At 62.5% G+C, this 20,001-nt stretch carries 17 protein-coding genes; 5 read left to right on the plus strand and 12 right to left on the minus strand.

Annotation, left to right across the window (positions count from 1 at the left end; all coding sequences use genetic code 11):
* The first annotated feature begins 335 nt into the window (after nucleotides 1-335).
* Together BUE39_RS19820 and BUE39_RS19825 are read left to right on the plus strand one after the other, a co-directional pair.
* On the plus strand, nucleotides 336-1,289 hold the full coding sequence (locus tag BUE39_RS19820; protein WP_073430427.1) for a 2-hydroxyacid dehydrogenase: 954 nt from the start codon (nucleotides 336-338) through the stop codon (nucleotides 1,287-1,289).
* Between the two features lie 102 nt (nucleotides 1,290-1,391).
* Nucleotides 1,392-2,321: a LysR family transcriptional regulator gene (locus BUE39_RS19825; protein WP_073430428.1), complete on the plus strand. Its 930-nt coding sequence runs from the start codon at nucleotides 1,392-1,394 to the stop codon at nucleotides 2,319-2,321.
* Here the strand turns inward: BUE39_RS19825 and BUE39_RS19830 are convergent.
* The 5 genes from BUE39_RS19830 to BUE39_RS19850 all read right to left on the minus strand — a co-directional run bounded on the left by BUE39_RS19830 (nucleotide 2,296) and on the right by BUE39_RS19850 (nucleotide 7,732).
* Nucleotides 2,296-3,330, minus strand: coding sequence for an NAD(P)-dependent alcohol dehydrogenase (locus tag BUE39_RS19830; RefSeq protein ID WP_073430429.1), 1,035 nt, complete (start codon nucleotides 3,328-3,330; stop codon nucleotides 2,296-2,298). The two genes, BUE39_RS19825 and BUE39_RS19830, sit on opposite strands and share 26 nt — an antisense overlap.
* A 108-nt stretch (nucleotides 3,331-3,438) precedes the next feature.
* A complete protein-coding gene (locus BUE39_RS19835; RefSeq protein ID WP_073430430.1) occupies nucleotides 3,439-4,419 on the minus strand; it encodes a sugar-binding transcriptional regulator in 981 nt (326 codons plus the stop codon).
* A 70-nt stretch (nucleotides 4,420-4,489) separates the two neighbouring features.
* Entirely contained in the window at nucleotides 4,490-5,374 is an 885-nt protein-coding gene (locus BUE39_RS19840; RefSeq protein WP_084561447.1) for a carbohydrate ABC transporter permease, read from the minus strand.
* Nucleotides 5,371-6,309, minus strand: coding sequence for a carbohydrate ABC transporter permease (locus BUE39_RS19845; protein ID WP_073430431.1), 939 nt, complete (start codon nucleotides 6,307-6,309; stop codon nucleotides 5,371-5,373). Before BUE39_RS19845 ends, BUE39_RS19840 begins: the two co-directional genes overlap by 4 nt.
* Before the next feature lie 70 nt (nucleotides 6,310-6,379).
* Nucleotides 6,380-7,732 (minus strand): ABC transporter substrate-binding protein, encoded by a 1,353-nt coding sequence (locus BUE39_RS19850; RefSeq protein WP_073430432.1) that lies wholly within the window; start codon nucleotides 7,730-7,732, stop codon nucleotides 6,380-6,382.
* 258 nt (nucleotides 7,733-7,990) lie between these two features.
* Between BUE39_RS19850 and BUE39_RS19855 the strand changes: the two genes are divergently transcribed.
* On the plus strand, nucleotides 7,991-9,115 hold the full coding sequence (locus BUE39_RS19855) for an ABC transporter ATP-binding protein (RefSeq protein WP_073430433.1): 1,125 nt from the start codon (nucleotides 7,991-7,993) through the stop codon (nucleotides 9,113-9,115).
* 26 nt (nucleotides 9,116-9,141) lie between these two features.
* On the opposite strand, the gene BUE39_RS19860 is transcribed toward BUE39_RS19855, so the two are convergent.
* The 6 genes from BUE39_RS19860 to BUE39_RS19885 form a co-directional block, all read right to left on the minus strand.
* Nucleotides 9,142-9,930 (minus strand): IclR family transcriptional regulator, encoded by a 789-nt coding sequence (locus tag BUE39_RS19860; protein ID WP_227470627.1) that lies wholly within the window; start codon nucleotides 9,928-9,930, stop codon nucleotides 9,142-9,144.
* A gap of 131 nt (nucleotides 9,931-10,061) precedes the next feature.
* Nucleotides 10,062-11,603: an AMP-binding protein gene (locus tag BUE39_RS19865; RefSeq protein ID WP_073430435.1), complete on the minus strand. Its 1,542-nt coding sequence runs from the start codon at nucleotides 11,601-11,603 to the stop codon at nucleotides 10,062-10,064.
* A 25-nt stretch (nucleotides 11,604-11,628) separates the two neighbouring features.
* Nucleotides 11,629-13,410, minus strand: coding sequence for an ABC transporter permease subunit (locus BUE39_RS19870; RefSeq protein WP_073430436.1), 1,782 nt, complete (start codon nucleotides 13,408-13,410; stop codon nucleotides 11,629-11,631).
* Nucleotides 13,411-13,429: 19 nt separating this feature from the next.
* The gene (locus BUE39_RS19875) at nucleotides 13,430-14,500 is read right to left on the minus strand and encodes an ABC transporter ATP-binding protein (protein ID WP_073430437.1); all 1,071 of its coding nucleotides are present in this window, start codon (nucleotides 14,498-14,500) and stop codon (nucleotides 13,430-13,432) included.
* Nucleotides 14,501-14,510: 10 nt separating this feature from the next.
* Nucleotides 14,511-15,572: an ABC transporter substrate-binding protein gene (locus BUE39_RS19880; RefSeq protein WP_073430438.1), complete on the minus strand. Its 1,062-nt coding sequence runs from the start codon at nucleotides 15,570-15,572 to the stop codon at nucleotides 14,511-14,513.
* A 45-nt stretch (nucleotides 15,573-15,617) separates the two neighbouring features.
* Nucleotides 15,618-16,379: an enoyl-CoA hydratase/isomerase family protein gene (locus BUE39_RS19885; RefSeq protein ID WP_073430439.1), complete on the minus strand. Its 762-nt coding sequence runs from the start codon at nucleotides 16,377-16,379 to the stop codon at nucleotides 15,618-15,620.
* 358 nt (nucleotides 16,380-16,737) lie between these two features.
* Here BUE39_RS19885 and BUE39_RS19890 point away from each other — a divergent pair, with 358 nt between their 5' ends.
* Entirely contained in the window at nucleotides 16,738-17,112 is a 375-nt protein-coding gene (locus BUE39_RS19890) for a DUF2784 domain-containing protein (protein WP_073430440.1), read from the plus strand.
* 60 nt (nucleotides 17,113-17,172) lie between these two features.
* Here the strand turns inward: BUE39_RS19890 and BUE39_RS19895 are convergent, their stop codons facing one another.
* Entirely contained in the window at nucleotides 17,173-17,658 is a 486-nt protein-coding gene (locus tag BUE39_RS19895; protein ID WP_073430441.1) for an aminoacyl-tRNA deacylase, read from the minus strand.
* Nucleotides 17,659-17,843: 185 nt separating this feature from the next.
* On the opposite strand from BUE39_RS19895, the gene fusA reads away from it, so the two are divergent.
* Nucleotides 17,844-19,895, plus strand: coding sequence for an elongation factor G (fusA, locus tag BUE39_RS19900; RefSeq protein WP_073430442.1), 2,052 nt, complete (start codon nucleotides 17,844-17,846; stop codon nucleotides 19,893-19,895).
* Nucleotides 19,896-20,001: the final 106 nt, after the last annotated feature.

Consider the following 20,001-nt stretch of genomic DNA (forward strand, 5'->3'; position numbering starts at 1 on the left):
CCGGAATCCGGCACTGTGTTCGAGAACGGCGACCGATAGGGATAGGGATGTACCGAGAGGCATTGTCACGACGTTGTCTCCGATCTAATTGAAAAGGCTTTTTTAATGATCTTCTCTGATGACAAGAGCAATTCTGTTGATCGGCGAGCCCACCGTCCAATCTTTTCTCGCTATTACTTGATGCCCGGATTGAATCGATCGCGAACCACGGCACGGTCCCATCGATTCGTGGATCAATTGATAGACTTTTCGGATTGGACGCGATTCCGCAAATGGCACATCATCCGCGGCGACACTGACTCAAACACGTTGTCCGTCAACAAGGAGCGTCTGAATTGAAGCCGAACATCCTGCAACTGAATCCCATCCTGGTTCCGGCAATCAACGACACATTGGGCGAACGCTACACCGTGCATCGCCTGTTCGAACAGCACGACAAGGATGCGTTCATTCGTGAACACGGCGCCTCGATCAGGGGCGTGATTACCGGCGGACATACCGGCATTTCCAACGATCTGATCGCAAGACTTCCCGCACTGGAAGTGATTGCCGTCAACGGCGTCGGCACGGATGCAGTCGATCTGGCGTTTGCGCGTGCCCGCGGCATTCCGGTCACCGCGACCTTCGGTGCATTGACCGAGGATGTAGCGGATCTCGCCATCGGATTGATGCTGGCGGTTTGCCGCGAAATCTGCACGGGCAATGATTTCGTGAAAACGGGTAACTGGAAGAAAAATCCGCATCCGGGCGCATTGCCGCTGTCCCATCGTTTCAGCGGAAAACGCGTCGGCATTGTCGGCATGGGAAAAGTCGGCCGCGCTATCGCGCAACGCGCTTGCGCTTTCGGCTGCCCGATCGCATATACGGATTTGCGCCGCATGGAGGACGTCCCCCATCAATTTGTTCCTGATCTTCTGACGCTCGCGCGCGGTTGCGACATCCTCGTATTGGCCGCGGCCGCCGACAAGGCGCAAGGCATCGTCGATGCGGCAGTGCTCGACGCGCTCGGGAAAGACGGCTACCTGGTGAATGTAGCGCGCGGAAAACTGGTGGTGGAAAGCGATCTGGTGGAAGCCTTGTCCAAAGGCGCCATTGCCGGCGCGGGCCTGGACGTGTTCGTCGACGAACCGAATGTGCCTGCCGCGCTCTTCGGCATGGATCGCGTGGTGCTTCAGGCGCACCGCGCGAGCGCAACCGTCGAATCGCGCACGGCGATGGGCGAAATGGTGCTGGCGAGTTTATCGCAAGCGCTCGCCGGGCAACGACCCGAAGGCAGCCTGACCACGTAACCGCCGATCAGGCTAGCGCGTCGCGCCGGTGAAGGCCACGTCACGTATTCCAACGTCCGCACCTATAATGACCGTCGACTTATCCCTTCACGTCGACACAGAATGCTCGATCTCGCACAGGTACGTTGCTTCGTCACCGCGGCGACTGAATTGAATTTCAGACGCGCCGCGGCACTGCTGAACATGACACAGCCGCCGTTAAGCAGGCAGATTCACTTGCTGGAAGACAATCTGGGCGTCAAGCTGTTTGAGCGGGTTGGCCGCACGGTCAAGCTGACCACGGAAGGGCGCGTGTTCCTCGCGGATGCGACACGGCTGCTGAACCTCTCCGAGCAAGCTGAGAGCACGGTCCGGCGCGCGAGCAAGGGAAAAACGGGCCGCGTGCGGATCGGCTTCACCGGCGCGGCCGGCTACGAATTGATACCGGGGTTATTGGTCGCCGCAAAGAATGTCTTGCCCGACATCGACGTGGTGCTGCTCGAACTGATCTCCGTCGCGCAGATCGAAGCCTTCTCCGCGAATACCATCGATCTGGGATTTCTCCGGCCCATCACTTCGCGGCAGAAACTGGAGTATCTGCTGGTGGAGGAAGAACCGCTGATTGTCGCTTTACCGAAAGGGCACGCACTCTGCCGGCATAAGCGGATTGAACTCAAACAATTGCACAATCAGCCATTCATCATGCACTCACCCCTCCACGGCAAGTACTTTCATGACCGGATCATGAGCATGCTCGCCACCGAGGACGTGCAACTCAACATTACCCAGTACATTGATCAGACGCCGACGATCTTGTCGCTGGTTCGCGCGGGGCTGGGGGTGGGAATTCTTCCAGCCTCCGCGCAACGATTCCACTACGACAACGTCGAATTCAGGTCCATTGCCAACAACTCCACTCAGGCCGAAATGAGCATGGCCTGGCGCTCCGATCAGGACAACCCCGCCGTCACCGCCTTCAAACTGATGGCGACGGAGTACTTCGCCGAGAAACGCGCCTTTCACCCGCTCACTCCAGAACGATCTGCACCTTGACGTCGCTGGGGTTGCCGCTTGCCGCTTCCTCGAATGCCTTCACGCCATCCGCAAAAGCGAACGAACGCGAAACGAACGGTTTGACGTCGAGCCGGCCAGAAGCGATCAACTGGATCGCGCGCGGGAACATATTGGCGTAGCGGAACACCGATTCGATGCGCAATTCCTTGACCTGCACCGCCACGATGTCCACGGCCACCGCGCGCTGAGGCATTCCGACGAGCACGAGGCAACCGCCGGGACACAGCAAATCGGCAATGCCATCAAATGCTCTTTCGTTGCCGCTGGCTTCAAAAACGACGTTCGCGCCCCACCCATCGGTGAGTTCCGCGACGACATCCTTCGGCTTCCGGTCGCGGATGTCGACCGCCGTCACGCCCTGGACCTTGCCGATCAGTTCGAGTTTCTCGGGCACCAGATCGCACACGATCGCGCGGCTGCAACCCCCGGCGAGCGCGGCCAGCGCGCACATGATGCCGATGGTGCCCGCGCCCAGAATAACGGCCACGTCCCCCGGTTTTATCTTCGCCTTCGTCGCCGCCTGCATGCCGATCGCCAACGGTTCGACAATCGCGCCTTCGGCAAAGCTGACGTTGTCCGGCAGCTTGAACGTGAATGCGGCGGGATGCACGACGAAGGGCGTGAGGCAGCCATGCACCGGCGGTGTCGCCCAGAAGCGCACGCTCGGATCGAGGTTATACATGCCTTCGCGCGCCGCGCGCGATTCCATGTCAGGCACGCCGGGCTCCATGCAGACGCGGTCGCCCACCTTTAGATGCGTGACCTCGTCGCCGATCTGCACCACGGTGCCGGCCGCTTCGTGGCCGAGCACCATGGGTTCGTTGACGACAAACGGTCCGATGCGCCCGTGCTGATAGTAATGAATGTCGCTGCCGCAAATACCCACCGTATTGATACGGATGCGCACGTCGCGCGGACCCACGACTTGCGGCAGCGTGAACGGGCGCAGGCTGATGCGATGCGCTTCTTCGAGAACCAGTGCTTCCATGGCTAAAGCCCTCTACTAAGGGATAAAGGAAATAGAACCGCGTCGAAGGCCGTGCTCTCTTGCATTCGATCCATGCGCTGAATGCATCAAGACCGGTTCATCATTGCTTCAAGGTTCATCGCAGAGACGGCGAGCCGTGTCTTCATCGGTCACCAGCACCGACGGATATCGTCCGCGCAACGCGGCCCGCGTCACGGCAAACTTTTTCGCGCCGCCGCTCACCAGAATCACGCGGCGAATCTTGCGCAGATCGTCGAGCGTGACGGCAACCGTGCGACGATTCAGCGGATGGTCGATGGCCTCGCCGTCGGCGTCCATGAAGTGGCCGAGCATGTCGCCCACCGCACCCGCTTTCTTCAGTGCCCGAACCTGCTCGGGATCGGTGATGCCATATGTCACCACCAGCGACTCCGCCAGGTCGCCGCATGTCAGCAGCGCGAGATCCGATTTCCGGGCACGTTCATAGGTCTCGCGAACCGCATCTTCCCGCAGCAGCATGTCACGCACCGCCTGGCTGCTCACGTAGATCGGCGCCGGGAACAGGAAACCATCGGCCTGACATAAGTCGGCGAAGTCGGACACGATGTCGAACGTATTGATGCTCGGACAATGCGACAACCCACCCTGCAACGACACGGCGGATAACGGTCCATAAGCCCGATGCGGCAGCGCCCGCAATACGGCGCGGATCGTGCGGCCCCAACCGAGCCCGATGGTCTGCCCCGCCTCGATCTGCCGCGCGAGGTAGTTGGCCGCGCCAATGCCGATCGCGGCCATGTTGCCTTCCGAATCGCCGCCGCTGGGCACCACCACCGCGGCCTCCAGGCCGAAGCGTTTGGCAAGCGACTCTTCCAGCGCCACGCACGGAGCGAGCCGGCTGTTGATGGTGATCTGCACCATTCCCGATTCGCGGCTCGCGGCGAGCAACCGGTTCACGCGCACGCGATTGCTGCCGATCAGGTGTGCAATCTCCTGTTGCGTGAGGTTGCCCACGTAGTAATGCCATGCGACGCGCGCCTGCAATTCCTCCTCGGTGTCGACAGGGAATTCGGGCAGCGACGCAACAGCGGATGGCGCGGATCTGGTCATGGATAGGTTCGCTTTCGATGCTTTCGATGTAAATAGCGCGATGGTAATTCACCGTCGACCGCGTCAGCGTTCATTTCACCGCGCCCATCGTGAGCCCCTGCACCAGCCGGCCCGATACCGCCAGCGCAAAGACGACCATCGGCAACACAATCAGCGTACCTGTCGCCATGATTTCGCCCCACGGCAACTCGTAGCCGCTCATGTAACTGGTGGCGGCAACCGGTGACGTGATCGCGTCGGTGCGTGTCAGCACCAGTGCATAGAGCAGGTCGTTCCACGAAAAGATGAACGCGAAAATCGCGGACACGACGATGCCCGGCATCGCGAGAGGCAGGTTGATGCGCCAGAACACACGCCACGGCGACGCACCGTCCAGCCGCGCGGCTTCATCGAGTTCGACCGGTATGTTGCGGAACTGGTCGGTGCAGATCCATACGACGATAGGCAGCGAGAACGTCAGGTACAGCAGGATCAGAACGATGTGCGTATCGACGAGGTCGAGCTTGGTCGCGATCAGGAAAAACGGCACCGCGAGCACCACGGGGCTCACCATCCGGTTCGAGATAAACCAGAACCACAGATCTTCCTTGCCGCGAAACTCGAAGCGGGCGAGCGCGTAGGCTGCCGGCGTGCCGAGCAGGATGGAGAGAAACGTCGCGCTGCTCGCCACGATCAGCGAGTTCAACAGGCTCTGGGCCACGTCGTGTTCAAAGAGCGCGTCGGTGTAGTGCGCGATTGTCGGCGTGAAGAACCAGACGGGCGGCACCGCGAGCGCATCGGCCTGGCTCTTCAAGCTGGTCGTGACCATCCAGTAGAACGGGAATACCGACGAGAGGAATACGATCAGCAAGCCGATCGCATGCCAGAGCGTCGCACGGCGACGCGCATTTCTCGCGCGGCGGGCGCGCAGCGACAACGGCAACGCACTGGTGCTGGTATCCGTCGATGTGCTCACACAGCCTCCCGATAAACAAAGCGAATATAAAGCCGCGATAGCATGATCGTGAGGATCAACAGCAAGATTGCCTGGGCCGACGCCATGCCCTGATCGAACAGCCGGAACGCAACGCGCTGAATGTAGATGCTGATGAATTCGGTGGCCGTGCCCGGCCCGCCGCGCGTCATGGTGAACACGGCGTCGAACATCTTGAGCATGTCGGCGGAGCGCAGAATCAGGATCGCGGTGAGCCCCGGCAACAGATAGGGACGCTGCAGGTGCCACAAAATCTTGCTCCACTTCGGGGTTTCGAGCCGCGCCGCTTCTTCCGCTTCCTTCGGGACCATTGCAAGGCCCGCTAGCAGGATCAGTGCGCAAAACGGCGTCCATTGCCAGATGTCCATGATCATCACGGAGATCACCGCGAGCGTGGGATCGGCGAGCCAGTCGAGCGGCGGAATACCGAAGAAGCTCAGCAAATAATTGACCACGCCGAACTGGCGATTGAAGATCAGCCGGCCGATCAGTCCGACTACCGCATACGTGGTTGCCATCGGAATCACGAGGCCCACGCGGGCCGCCACGCGCAACCACGGCAACGCCGTGCGGTGCAGCATCAACGCCGCGAACAGACCGAGCGCGATCTCGATCGGCAAGGTCATGCAGAGAAACAGCACGGTACGGCCGAGCGCGCCCCAGAACGATGGATCGGCCAACGTGGCCGTGTAGTTGTCGAGTCCGACGAAGGGCGTGCCCCCGGCGAGATCCGCGAGCTTGTACCGATGAAACGAGTTGTAAAGCGCGAGCAGTAGCGGATAGATGCCGATGATCGCCAGCGCCGCCACCGCGGGGAACAGAAACCAGAACGCAGGCGAGCGCGGCATGAAGCGAAAGCGCGCACGCCGCGGCGCTCGCGCTGCGCCGCTCGCTGGTGGAACCGTGGACTTCAGCATGAATCGTCTCCGCAAGTTGGCTTGCGTCAGCGAGCGAGGCATTGCACACGCGGCCTCGCTCGCCGCGGTGTTACTTCAACAAGGCCTTCTTGCCGTCGTAATAACCCGCTTTCTTCAGGATTTCTTCCGTCTTGGCGCCGATGGTCTGCGCACCGTCCTTGACCGAAACCTGCCCGAGCATGATCTTGCTGCCCCACTCGCCGATCACCTCGGACACCGCCGGCCATTCCGGGAAGCGCGGCCGATAGTCGGGCACGCCGCCCTGCCACGACTCCACCATCGGTTTGACGAACGGATACTTGCTTTGCACCGCCGGGTCTTTATAGACCGCCGTGCGGCCGCTGACGCCGCCCGCATCGAGATACGGTTTCGCCATTTCCTCGGAGGTGATCCACTGAATGAAGAGCCACGACGCCGCCTGTTTCTTTGCATTCGACTTGGCATTCACCGCGAGCGAGAAACCGCCGAGCGCGGGTTTGAGTCCGGCGGCTCCCTTCGGCTCAGCCGTGATCGCGAGACAGTTGCCGATCTTCGACTTGCTCGGATCCGTTAGCGTCGGATAAAACGCGGACCACTCGGTGATCATGGCGACCTGCCCTTGCGCGAGCGCGTTCACCGCTTCCGCATGGTCGAAATCGACAATGCCCGGCGGCATGTATTTCATCAGCTTCTGCCGATAATCGAGTCCCGCCTGCGATTGCGGCGACATGAGATTCGATTTGAACTTCGCATCGAGCAATGAGCCGCCGTTCGGCCACAGCACGCGCATGAAGCTATCGGCCGATTGTGTTTCGCCACGGCGCGATTGCAGTGCGAACGCAAACTGGTTTTTCTCGGGCTTCGTGAGCTTGGGCGCATAGACGTTGAGTAGCTCGTCCCAGGTTTTCGGCGGCTCGTTGAAACCCGCGTCCTTCAACATGCATTTGTTGTAGAACATCAGGCCCGAGTAATTATCGAACGGCAGACCGTAGGTGGTCTTGTCCCATGTGCCGAACGAGTCGAGCAGGATCGGAAAGAAGCCCGGCAGATTGAGTTTGGGGTCGGCCAGTTTGGGATTGTCGGTGAACGTCTTGATGGGAACCAGCCACTTGTTGCTCGCGAACTCGCCGATCCACACCACGTCCACCAGCACCACGTCCTGATCGCCGCCGCCCACGAAGTTGAGCACCTCTTTTTCGCGGGTGCTCTCATAAGGGACCACTTCGGTACGAACCTTGATGCCGGTTTCCTTCTCAAACTGCGGAATCAGTTTCGACGCGGCCTTGTAACCCGGCCGGTCGAGAAATATGGCTTTGATGGTGGTGCCCGAATAGGGCTCGGCTGCCTCCTTCAGCGTCCAGGCGGACGCGTTGGATACCGACAGCAAGGATGCGGTAACGCCCGCGAGCGCGAACGCCGCGGCCTGCGTGCTGTGCTTTTTCATGCCTGTCTCCTGGGTAGTTCTTTTTAAAAGGGCCCAAAGCGGTCAAGGCCGGCTGAGCCGTTCGAAGCATGTCTCACAGGTTCCCACCGACTTCGTTTCACTTGTAATTTCAGTTTTACAATTGTATATTTGGACGCGATCCGGTTGTCAAGAACAAATTCGATAAGGGGTTCATGCTGCGTTGCACGGCACAGGCGCGCACGAGTCCGTTACCTTGCGCACGCCGATTCACGGCGAGCGCATCAGCAGGAGACACGCATGAGCGCAGTTCAATTGCATCAGATCCGCAAGACGTTTGCGGGAACGGAAGTGTTGAAGAGCGTCGACATCGCCGTCGCAGATCGTGAGTTCATGGTGTTTGTCGGCCCTTCCGGCTGCGGTAAATCCACGTTGCTTCGCACGATTGCCGGACTGGAGCGCTGCGACTCGGGGCAGGTTCTGATCGGCGGAGAAGACGTGACTGAACTGGAGCCGTCGCAACGCGGCGTGGCGATGGTGTTCCAATCGTATGCGCTCTATCCGCATATGTCGGTCTACGAGAACATTGCGTTCGGGCTGCGGATGATCAAGCTCCCCGAAGCGCAAATCAGGCAACGCGTGCAGCGCGCGGCACAGATCCTGCAGATCGAGCAATTGCTGGAGCGCAAACCTCGTGCGCTTTCGGGCGGGCAACGTCAGCGCGTCGCCATTGGGCGCTCGATCGTGCGCGAACCCAAGGTGTTTCTGTTCGACGAACCTTTGTCGAATCTGGACGCCGCATTGCGCGTGCAGATGCGGCTCGAGTTGATCAAGCTGCACAAGCAGCTCGAGGCAACGATGATCTACGTCACGCACGATCAAACCGAAGCCATGACCATGGCTGACCGTATCGTCGTGTTGAATCATGGCAAGGTCGAACAGGTCGGCTCGCCGCTCGACCTGTACAGAACGCCCGTGAACCGCTTTGTCGCGGGGTTTATCGGCTCGCCGAAGATGAATTTCCTGCCGGTGAAGGTACTACGCGCGGATGCAGCGGGCGTGACGGTCGGGCTGCCCGGCGACACGCCGGTCACGCTGCCGTTTATCGCGGAGGACGTAAAAGCGGGCGACGTCCTGACCTTCGGCATTCGTCCCGAGCATCTGACGGAGAGCGCCGCGAGCGGCATGGAGGGCAAGCTGTCCGGCAAGGTCATCGTCGTCGAGCATCTCGGCGGCGAGACCTTGTTGCACGTCAATCTGGAAGGCGACGTACTGATTCAGGTAAAGGGCTCGGGCGAATCCACCACCACCGACGGCCAATCCATCGAGGCCGGTTTCGGGCTTCGTCACGTGCACCTGTTCCGCGAAAACGGCGAGGCGTTGAAGCGCTTTCAGACAGTGGCGCGGACCGCCGCAACGGCTTGACCCGCGAGCCCATCGCCCTACGCTGCTCAGTCGGCCCGCCGCCGCGATGAAATCGCCGACGCCGTCGATATGACCAGATCGGCAAAGCGACGCTCGTCGCGATCCGCTTGCCAGCGCGGCCGCGCAACAGCGATATTGACCGCGCCAATGCCGCGCCCGCGCGAATTCGTCACAGCCGCGGCCGTGGAAATATCGCTGACGAAGTACTCGTCTTCCGTGTGCGCGTAGCCCTGCTTGCGAATCTGCGCAATGCGCTCCTTGATCTTGCGAGGCTGATAGACCGTGGCCGACGTGTACGCGACAAGATTCGTGCGCTGAAGAATGTCGTCGATCTCACCGTCGTCGAAAGTCGCGAGAATCGCCAGCCCCGGCGCCGTGCAATAGGCCGGCAGGCGCGAGCCCGTGATCACGTGCGCATTGAAGACGTTGCGGCTCACCACGCGCAGCACGAAGATAATGTCCGTGCCGTCCAGAACCGTGAGATTCGTGGCCTCCTCGGTCTCCGAACCGAGTTGCTGCAAATACGGCGTGGCGCGGCTCACCAGGTCGTTCGAGGTCAGATAGTGGTAAGTGAAATCGAGCAGCTTGGGCGACAGTTCATATTTGCGGCTTTCGGGATCTTTGAACAGATAGCCGAGTGCCGCAAGCGTGAACGTGAAGCGCTGCGTCGAACTCATGTCGAAGCCGGTGAGCGCGGCGATCTCCGAGAGCGACAACTGCCGCTTGCTGCCGTCAAAAGCGGTGAGCACGGTCATCGCTTTCTCAACCGATTGGACGTACAACGAAGACGCCGTTGGATCGGCCGCGGCTTCCACAAGCGCAGTGGGGTCGCTCTTTTTCTTACGCGGAGTTTTGGGCGGCGCAGTGGTCACGATGGAAACCCGTTGTGCTAACAAGCCTGAATTATCGCATACAGATATTGACTATCTATATGCGATAGAGCATCTCACGCCGCCACGCTGTTCAATCGGTCCCATGCATCGCTGACATCGCGTGCCAGCAGGTGCTTTTTAATGCGCTCGCTGGGCGTCAGTTCGAAGTGTGTCACCGCGCGATAGTAACGCGGCAACTGGAAGCTCGCGAGACGCTCCGCCGCCCACGCATGCACCGATTCCCAGTCGAGCGCGGCGTCCTTGAACTGCACGTTCAGCAGAATGTCCTGCTCGCCGATCGCCGAGGCCACCCCGATCGCGGCGCTCGCCCTGATCGCCGGATGCTGCGCGAACACGCGCTCGATCTCCCACGCCGAGACGTTCTCGCCGCGCACACGCATGCTGTCGGTGCGCCTGCCGACGAAGTACAGGTCGCCATCGGCGTCCCGGCGCGCGCTATCGCCGGTGTGCAGTTTGCCATTGCGAAGCGCCGCCCGCGTCGCGTCGTCATTGTTCAGATAGGCCGGCAAGAACGTGCCTTCCACGCGGCTCGACAGGACGATTTCGCCCGCCTCCCCGTCCGCGACCGGCTCGCCGTTCTCGTCGAGCAATTCGACGTCGATCCACGGCAACGCCTTGCCGATCGAACCGGGCTTGCCGCTCGCATTCAGTGTCGCGAAGCTCGAACACTCGGTCATGCCATAGCACTCGCGCAGTCGAACCCGCAAACGCGACTCGATGGCCGCCCACGCGGACGCGCTCACACCCGCGCCCCACGCGACGCGAAGCGTGTGCGCGTGCGGTTGCGCGTCGGCGGGAAGCTGCATCAGGATATCGAGCACGCCGCCCAGGTAATGCAGTTGCGTCGCCCTTGAGCGGGCAATCTGCGCCCAGAACTGCGTGGCCGAAAAGCGCGGCACGACGTGCAACTCGACCGCTTCGAGAAAGGGCAGCAACAGCATCTGCGCGCCGCCGATGTGGCAAAGCGGCTCCCAAAGAAACAGCCTGTCGCCGGCGCGCACGTCCGCCACCTGCAACGCCGCCTCGCTCGCGATTCGCATCATCCGGTGCGTGAACACCACGCCCTTGGGCGCGCCCGTCGTGCCCGACGTATAGATCACGCACAGCGGATCGAACGGATCGATGCGCGGCGCGGACAGCGCGGCGCCGCTATCGCCCGCGTCGAACGCCGGCATTCGAACGATGCGGGTCGGCCCGCACGCCACACCGTCGATCGCTTCGTCGAACATCGGCTCGGAGACGAAGAGCTTCGGCTCCGCATGCTCGAGCAGATATTCGAGCCCGGCACGGCGCAGCTTCGTATTCACCGGCACCCACACGAGACCACTGACGATCAGCGCATGGATGAGATGGATATGCTCGGCGCTGTTGCCGAGCATTACCGCGACGCGGTCGCCCGCCGTCAGCTTCTGCTGCGCGAACCAGCGTTGCAATTGCGCGATGCGTTGCGCGGATTCGGCACGCGGGACCGCGTGCCCGTCGAAATGCAGTACGGCGTTCGACGCACCATCGCGCAGTCCGGCGACGATCAGCGGCGCGCAGTCCAGCGCGTCTTGCGGGTGACGTTGGGCGAAATACTGGGAATAGCTGTGCATGGGTCGATAGCGTGGAAACGGTACGTTAGCGCGTCGTGCGCCGAAGCCGTGAGGAAATGAAAACGACCAGTGCGATCAGAACGACGAGCGTCGTCGAGACCGCGGCGAGCGTCGGCGTAACGGCAAGCTGGATGTCGTCCCACATCTGCTTGGGCAGCGTGGTGTTGATGCCGCCGCTCACGAAGATCGCGATCGTCAGATCGTCGAACGAAACGATGAAGGCGAACAGGAAAGCCGCGGTGACGCTCGCCATCAACAACGGCAGCACGATCGTCGCAATGCGTCGGACGGGCGACGCGCCCATCACCCGCGCCGCGTCGTCGAGGCGCCAGTCGAACTGGCGAAAGCCGGCCGCGAGCGTGACCACCACATAGGGAATCGCCAGCACGGTGTGGCCGATCACGAGGCCGGCGTTGGTGCCGGTCAGCCCAAAGCGCGCGAACAGATACAGCAGGCCGACCGCGATCACGATGCGCGGCACGATCAGCGGCGCGACGAGCAACGCGAAGAGCGGCTTGCTCGCGCGCTGCGACATGCGGGTCAGCGCAAGCGTCGCGCCGAGACCGAGTGCCAGCGACAGCACCGCGGTGCCAAGCCCGACTTCAAAGGAGCGAATCAATGCGCTCTGCCATACCGGCGATTGCAAAAACGTGCCGAACCATTTGAAGCTGAACAGCTTGGGCGGAAATGCAATGAAGTCGCTGCGCGTGAAGGCATAAGGAATGACCGACAACACCGGCGCCACCAGCACCGCAAGGACCGCGAACGTGTAGAGACGCAGCGGCCCGAAGCCTCGCTCGGCAGGCGCCGCGCCCGTCATGCGGCGTTTGACGAGCGGCGCCGTCAAGCGGCCCGCCGCTATCAGCAAGGCCAGCTTCACGCCGTGCGCGCGCGAGCCGCGGCGCTTGTCCCGCACTTCGCCCGTCAACGACGAGAGGCCCACGAACCGGTCGTAGACGAGAAAGATCACGATCGAGCACACCAGCAAGACCGTGGACAACGCACCGGCGAAGCGCATATCGAACAATTCGAGCACCGATGAGATCACCAGTTGCGCGATCATCGTTTCCTTCGGCGAACCGAGCAGCGCGGGCACGATGAAGAAACCGAGGCTCGAAATGAACACGAGCAGGCCGGCCGCCGCGACGCCGGGCGAGGAGAGCGGCAGAAACACCGTGAAGAAACTCGTGCCGCGCTCGGCGCCCAGCGTCTCGGCGGCCTGCGCGAGACGATCGTCGATGCCGCGCATGACCGGCAACATCGTCATGACGGCGAGCGGCAGCATCGCGTGCACCATGCCGATCAGCACACCCGTCAGCGACGGAATCGTGCCGTTGGTCCGGCTAACGAGACCGAGGGCGAGCGCGACCGTCGAAAGTACTCCGGTCTTCGACAGCAGCAGCATCCACGCATAGGTTTTCACGAGGTAGCTGGTCCAGAACGGCAGCATGATCCACAGCAGCCACCGCTCGCGCGAGCGCGGCGACAGACGGCTCAGCAAATACGCCACGGGATAGCCGAGCAGCACGGAAATCGCGGCGGTCAGGAACGAGATGGAAAACGTAATCCACAGCACTTTGGCGTAGACCGGCGTGCGCGCGATCCGCTCGAATTGCGCGAGCCCGAACGTGCCGTCCGCGCTGAAGAGACCGCCCTGCAGAATCTCGCCGACCGGCACGATGAAAAACAGCAGCAGGAACAGCAGCGCCGGGACGATCGGCAGCAGACGCATCGAGTGCGCAACCCAGCGGAAACGGCGCGCACGCGCGGCGTCGCGTGGAGGCTGAGCCTGGAGGGCAATGGTCATGGTCGTTCCTTGGCGCTCGTCATGCGGAGAGCAGCGTAGTGCGATGCGGATCCCACACCAGCCCGACCGTATCGCCGATGCACGGCGACAGGCCGCGCTCGCACCGCACGCTCAGGTGACTGCCGTCGGACAGGGTGAGTTGAACACGCGTATCGCTGCCGAAGAACACGATGTCGGAGATCGTGCCGTCGAGGAAGCCGCTCTTCGGCTCGACGAGACGCGGCGCTTCAGGGCGCAGCAGCAGGCAGTGCCTCGCGCCTGGCGAGCCGGGCATGGCGGCGCCACGTTGCGGCAGCGGGACGCGGCCACCCGCGGTCAGCAGGATCGGTTCGCCCGCCGGGCCGCGCTCGTGATCGACAGCGCCTTCGAGCAGATTCGAATGACCGATGAAACCCGCCGCGAAGCGCGTGGCCGGCCGGTCATACAGATCGACCGGCGTGCCCACCTGTTCGATGCGCGCCTGATTCATCAGGCAGATGCGATCCGACAGCGTTAGCGCTTCGTCCTGGTCGTGCGTCACGTACACGAAGGTCGCGCCGAGCTCCTTATGCAAGCGGCGAATCTCCGACTGCATGTGCTCGCGCAATTTCTTGTCGAGCGCACCGAGCGGTTCGTCGAGCAGAATCACCGAAGGCCGGTAAGCGAAGCAGCGCGCCAGCGCGATGCGCTGCTGCTGGCCGCCCGACAGTTCCCGCGGATAACGCTTCGCGTAGTCGTTCATGCGCACCATCGTCAGCGCATCGTCCACCGCGCGTTTGACTTCCTCGCGCGACTGGCGGCGCATGCGCAAACCGTACGCCACGTTGTCCCACACGCTCATGTGCGGAAACAGCGCATAGCTCTGGAACACCATGCCGATGCCGCGCTTGCCGGGTTCCACATGCGTGACGTCGCGGCCGGCGATTTCGATGCGCCCCGCGCTCGGCGCGACCAGTCCGGAAATCATCTGCAACAGCGTGGTCTTGCCCGAGCCGGACGGGCCGAGCAGCGTGAGAAATTCGCCGGCCTGCACGGTCAGATCGGTGGGCTGCAACGCAACCGTTTCACCGTAGCTTTTAGCGATGCCGATGGTTTCGAGTTTGGCACTCATCGCGACCTCTTCAGGAAATGATCCAGGTATTGAAGCGCTCGGTCACCTTCTGACGGTTGTCCGCCCACCATTGCGGACTCGGCAGGCGCATTTCGCGCAGATTGTCCGGCGCGGTGGGCAGAATCGCCGCGCGGGCGGCCGGGATCGATTCGAACGATTTGCGATTGGTCGGACCGTAGGCAAGCGTGGCCGTCAGCGTCGCCTGGCGTTTCGCATCGGCGCAAAAGCGCACGAACTGCCTCGCGAATTCGGCACGCGGCGTGCCTTTCGGAATACCCCATCCCTCGATTGAATAGAGGCCCTGATTCCACACGATCGTGACCGGCGCACCGCCGTCGCGGGCGGCCTGAGCACGGCCGTTCCACGTCGAGATCATGTCGACGTCGCCGCTCTGGATCGCCTGCATGGCTTGCGCGCCGGACGTCCACCAGATGTTCACGTGCGGCTTGATCCGGTCGAGACTGCGGAACGCGCGATCGACGTCGAGCGGATACAGCTTGTCGAGCGGCACGCCGTCGGCGAGCAGCGCCTGTTCGAGCGTGTCCAGCGGACTGCGGCGCAGGCAGCGGCGGCCCGGAAAGCGCTTGACGTCCCAGAAGTCCGCCCACGACTTGGGACCGTTCTGGCCGAACTTGTCCTGGCGGTACGCGAGCACGGTGGCGTAGACATCGACGCCGAGCCAGTTCGGCGTCACGGCATCGGTCATCAGATCGGGAAAATCGCTCGCCTTCAGACCGATCGGTTCGAGAAAGCCTTTTGATTCGAGGTACGGGATATCGGCGGAAAGCGTGAGCGTGGTGACGTCCCAGACGAAGTTCTTCGTCTGCACCATCGCCGCGAGTTGCGCGACGGGTTGCGATTCGCGCGCGACACTCACCACCTTGATGCCGGTGGCTTTTTCGAACGGAGCGTAAAACGCGTCGCGATAGGCGGTGGTGTAGGGACCGCCGGGATCCGATACGACGATCTGTTTGGACTGCGCGCCGGCCAGCACCGGCATGGCGCCCGCGAGTGCTGCGCCGCCGACGCCCTGCAGAAAGCGGCGCCGGTTCAGGTTGAGGTCTTGCGTCATGCTCGGGTCTCCCGCACAGGATGAAAAGGAACGGCCGCTGCGTGGCTACTTCGCGCGTTCGCGAAAGAACGCTTCCATCATTCGCGCCGGCTCGCCGGAGTCGTAGGCTTCACGCTGGATGCGTGCGCCGGCTGCGATGGCGTCGCGAAAGCCCGGCTCGGTCATCTCGCGAAAACGCTGCTTGTCCAGACGCATTGCGACGGGCGGCTTCGCGGCGAGCTCAGTGGCGATTTCAAGCGCCTTCGCGAACACCTGGTCTGCCGGCACGATGTGATGAATCAGCCCGATGCGGTGACATTCGTCGGCATCCATCAGGCGGCCCGTCAGCGTCAATTCGATCGTGCGCGACATGCCGAGCATTTCGCTCATGATCCACGGCCCGGTAGTGCTCGCAATGCCCGCGTTGATCTCGGGCTGCCCCATGCGCACGCCCGGATGGCCGACGCGAATATCGCCGAGCAACGCAACCTGGAAGGCCGAGCCGGCGGCCGTACCGTTCAACGCCATGACGAGCGGCTTCTTCAAGCCGCGCAGCACCGCGTAGTAGCGCTCCCACTCCTTGACCCACACCACCGCGCGCTCGCCGTCGAAGTCGTGCGCCTCCGACAGATCCTGTCCCGCCGAAAACGCGCGGTCGCCGGCGCCGGTCATGACGATCGCGGCCACGTCGCTGTCCGCGTCGAAGCGCTGCAACGCGTCGATGATCATTTCGCGCATCGCGGTAGTCCAGGCATTGAGGCTGGCGGGACGGTTCAACGTGATGACGGCGACGCGCCCGTGGCTCGAAACAAGAATGTCTTCGTTCATTTGTTATCTCATAGAGATAGTTGATGGTGTATAGAAATATACGTTTGCCAAAATACACATGCAAGGTGAATGGGCTGGGGGTTTACGCGCAGCGGCAACTCATGCGTGAGTTCGCAACCAGAGGCAAGCTCGTGGGATCGGCTCAATGTCCGGCACAGGTACTTCGCGCCGGTCGAGACGGGGCAGGAGCGATAGCGCGGGACGCAATGGACTCGTCGCCGGGTCGCCGGAAGGTGCGGCGCAGGCGCTTGTGGGAAGGGGGATGCCACCGTGCATCGAACTCGGCCGGGTCGATGCGGCAACGTCGATACAGTGCGAATTTCAGTCTACAGTTGGCCGTGGATGATGCGAGGACATCATGATCTGGCTCGCCGATGCGGTACTCGTGATGCATGCGCTAATTGCGCTTTTTATCGTGGGCGGACTCGCGGCGATCTGGGTCGGTTCGCTCCTCGATTGGGAATGGGTGCGCCACCGGCTGTTCCGGCTCGCGCATCTGTTCGCGATCGGCCTGGTGGCGATCTTGTCGCTAGTCGGTGTGGTCTGTCCGTTGACCGCGCTGGAAGACTGGCTGCGCGGCGGCTCGGTTGACACGCAAGGCTTCATCCAGCGCTGGGTGAGCCGCCTGCTCTACTACGACGTGCCGGTCTGGATGCTGACGCTCCTATACGTGGTGTTCGCGCTGGCAGTGCTGCTGAGCTGGCGCGCAGTTCCACCCCGCCAACGCACGTAGCGCACCTAGCGCAAAGCCTGCACTGTGTAAGTCTCTCGGCATCCGGCACCCACTCACTAGTCACATCGGCATGCCTTGCATGCGACGCGCGAAACGCGCCCGTTCGGCCTGATCCATCAAATCCAGAAACTGATCCGTGTCCATGTGAATCAGCTCTTCATGATCGCCGGCTTCGAAATAGACGTCCGGCTGCCGCGCGAGGCTCTCGTCGAGAAAGGTCGGCATGCCATAGGCCGCGCATACCGGCGGGAGCGCACCCGCGTCGCAATCCTTGAATAGCTCCCGCAGATCGACCTCTTTCGCCAACACGAGACGGCGTCCGGTCTGCGCCCACAGTTCGGAGAGCCGCACGGCGTAGGTCGATGGCAGCACCGCCGCCACATAGCCGTGCTCGTCTTCGAGCAGCACGGTCTTGACGAGACGGTCGCCGGGAATATGCGCCGCCGCCGCGGTTTCAACGCTGGAATGGCTGTATGGATGGTGCACGATTTCGTACCGGGAACCCTTGTTGCGCAGACAGTCCTGGAGAGTCGCGGACATGGACATGACGCACCTCCTTTGAAAACGAAGGGAACGGAAGATGATTGCGCGAGACTTCTAAAGGATAGGTCGCTTTCGCGCGCATGTGAAAAACATGCGGACGGAAACGATCGTGCGCGATTATCCCGTATGGCATGCGGGCCGGTTTTCGCCAATAATGGCCCGACATCCACTACCGGACGAGGGCGGCCATGCGTTACAGCCCCGACGCCATTCGCACGATCGCCCTGGTCGGGCATGCCGGATGCGGCAAGACCTCGCTTGTCGAAGCCCTGCTCCACCAGGGCGGCGCGATCCATGCGCCCGGCAGCGTGGAGCGCGGCACCACGGTCTGCGATTTCGACCCGCTCGAACGCAAATATCAGCACTCGCTGAACTCCGCCGTCGTCCACCTCGACTACCGCGATACGCGCGTCTATCTGCTGGACACCCCCGGCTATCCGGATTTCTGCGGTCTGTCGATCAGCGCGCTGCCCGCCGTGGAAACGGCCGCCGTCGTCGTCAATGCGCAGACCGGCATTGAAATGACCACCCTGCGCATGATGGCGTGGGCGCAGGAACGCAAGCTGTGCCGGATGCTCATCGTGAACGGCATCGACGGAGAAAAGGTCGATCTTCCGGCGCTCCTCGCGCAAATCCAGCAGACGTTCGGCACGGGTTGCCTGCCCATCAACCTGCCAGCGCAGAACGGTCGCCAGGTGGTGGACTGCTTTTTCAACCCGGCCGGCGACGCCGATTTTCTGTCGGTTGCGGCCGCGCACAATGCGCTGATCGATCAGGTGATCGAGATCGACCCCGCCCTGATGGAGCTTTACCTCGAACAAGGCGAGGCGATCAGCCCCGAACAGTTGCACGAGCCCTTCGAGCGGGCGCTGCGCGAAGGACATCTGGTGCCGATCTGCTTCACGTCGGCGGCCAACGGCGCGGGCGTCGCGGAATTGCTCGACCTGTTCGTCCGGCTGCTGCCCAATCCGCTGGAAGGCAACCCGCCGCTCTTCTACCGCGACGCCGGTGAACGCCGGCAAGTCGTGCGCGCGGAACCGGTCGCCGACAAGCACGTCCTGGCGCACGCCTTCAAGATCGTGATGGACCCCTACATCGGCAAGATGGCCGTGTTTCGCATCCATCAGGGCACGGTCAGGCGCGACAGCCAACTCTATATCGGCGATGGACGCCAGCCGTTCAAGGTCGCCCATCTGATGCTGCTGCAAGGCAAGGAGCACGTGGAGGTCACGCAGGCCGGCCCCGGCGATATCTGCGCGACGGCCAAGGTCGACGAGATCGGCTTCGACGCCGTGCTGCACGACGCCCCCGAGGACGGCGACATCCACCTGACCCCGCTCGACTTCCCCACGTCCATCTACGGTTTGGCGATCGAGCCCGCGCGGCGCGGCAACGAGCAGCGCCTCTGGGAGGTTCTGCAAAAGCTCAGCGCGGAAGACCCATGCCTGCGCATCGAGCACCCGGTCGGCACCAACGAAACGGTGGTGCGAGGTCTGGGCGAACTGCACCTGCGCCTCATGCTGGAGCGGCTATCCGACCAATACAAGCTTGACGTCGTCACGCGGCCGCCGAAGATCGCCTATCGGGAAACCATCGGCGGCGGGGCCGAGGGGCATCATCGCCACAAGAAGCAAACCGGCGGCGCCGGGCAATTCGGCGAAGTGATGCTGCGCGTGGAGCCGTTGCCGCGCGGCGCGGGGTTCGAGTTCGTCGACGCCGTCAAGGGCGGCGCCATTCCCGGGCAATTCATGCCCGCCGTGGAAAAAGGCATCCAGCAGGTTATCGAGAGCGGACCGCTCGCCGGCTTTCCGATGCAGGACGTGCGCGTCACCGTGTTCGACGGCAAGAGCCATTCCGTCGACTCCAAGGAAGTGGCCTTCGTCGCCGCCGGGCGCAAGGCCTTCGTCGATGCGGTGCTGAAGGCCCAGCCCATTCTGCTGGAGCCGATCGTGGGCATCGAGGTGACGACGCCGGAAGCCGCGATGGGCGACATCATCGGCGACCTGTCCGCCAAGCGCGGTCAGGTGCATGGCACGCGCGCGGCCGCCGGCAACGCGGTGGTGGTATCGGGGCAGGTGCCCTTGTCCGAACTCAACGACTATCAGTCGCGCCTGAACGCCATCGCCGGCGGGCACGGCAGCTATAGCATCCAGTTCAGCCACTATGACCCGGTGCCGCCCGCGCAGCAGGAGCGGATGGCGTCGCAGCATAAAAAACAGGGCGACGGCACGGCGCCATGAGCCGCCTGCCCGGCTTCATCGTACCGGACACCATCTCACAAACCGTATAGGTACTGTACCGGGCTGTCTCGCTAGAATGCTCGAAAGCCTCATCGACCGATTCGGA

This window comes from Paraburkholderia terricola (assembly GCF_900142195.1).
GTDB lineage: Bacteria > Pseudomonadota > Gammaproteobacteria > Burkholderiales > Burkholderiaceae > Paraburkholderia > Paraburkholderia terricola.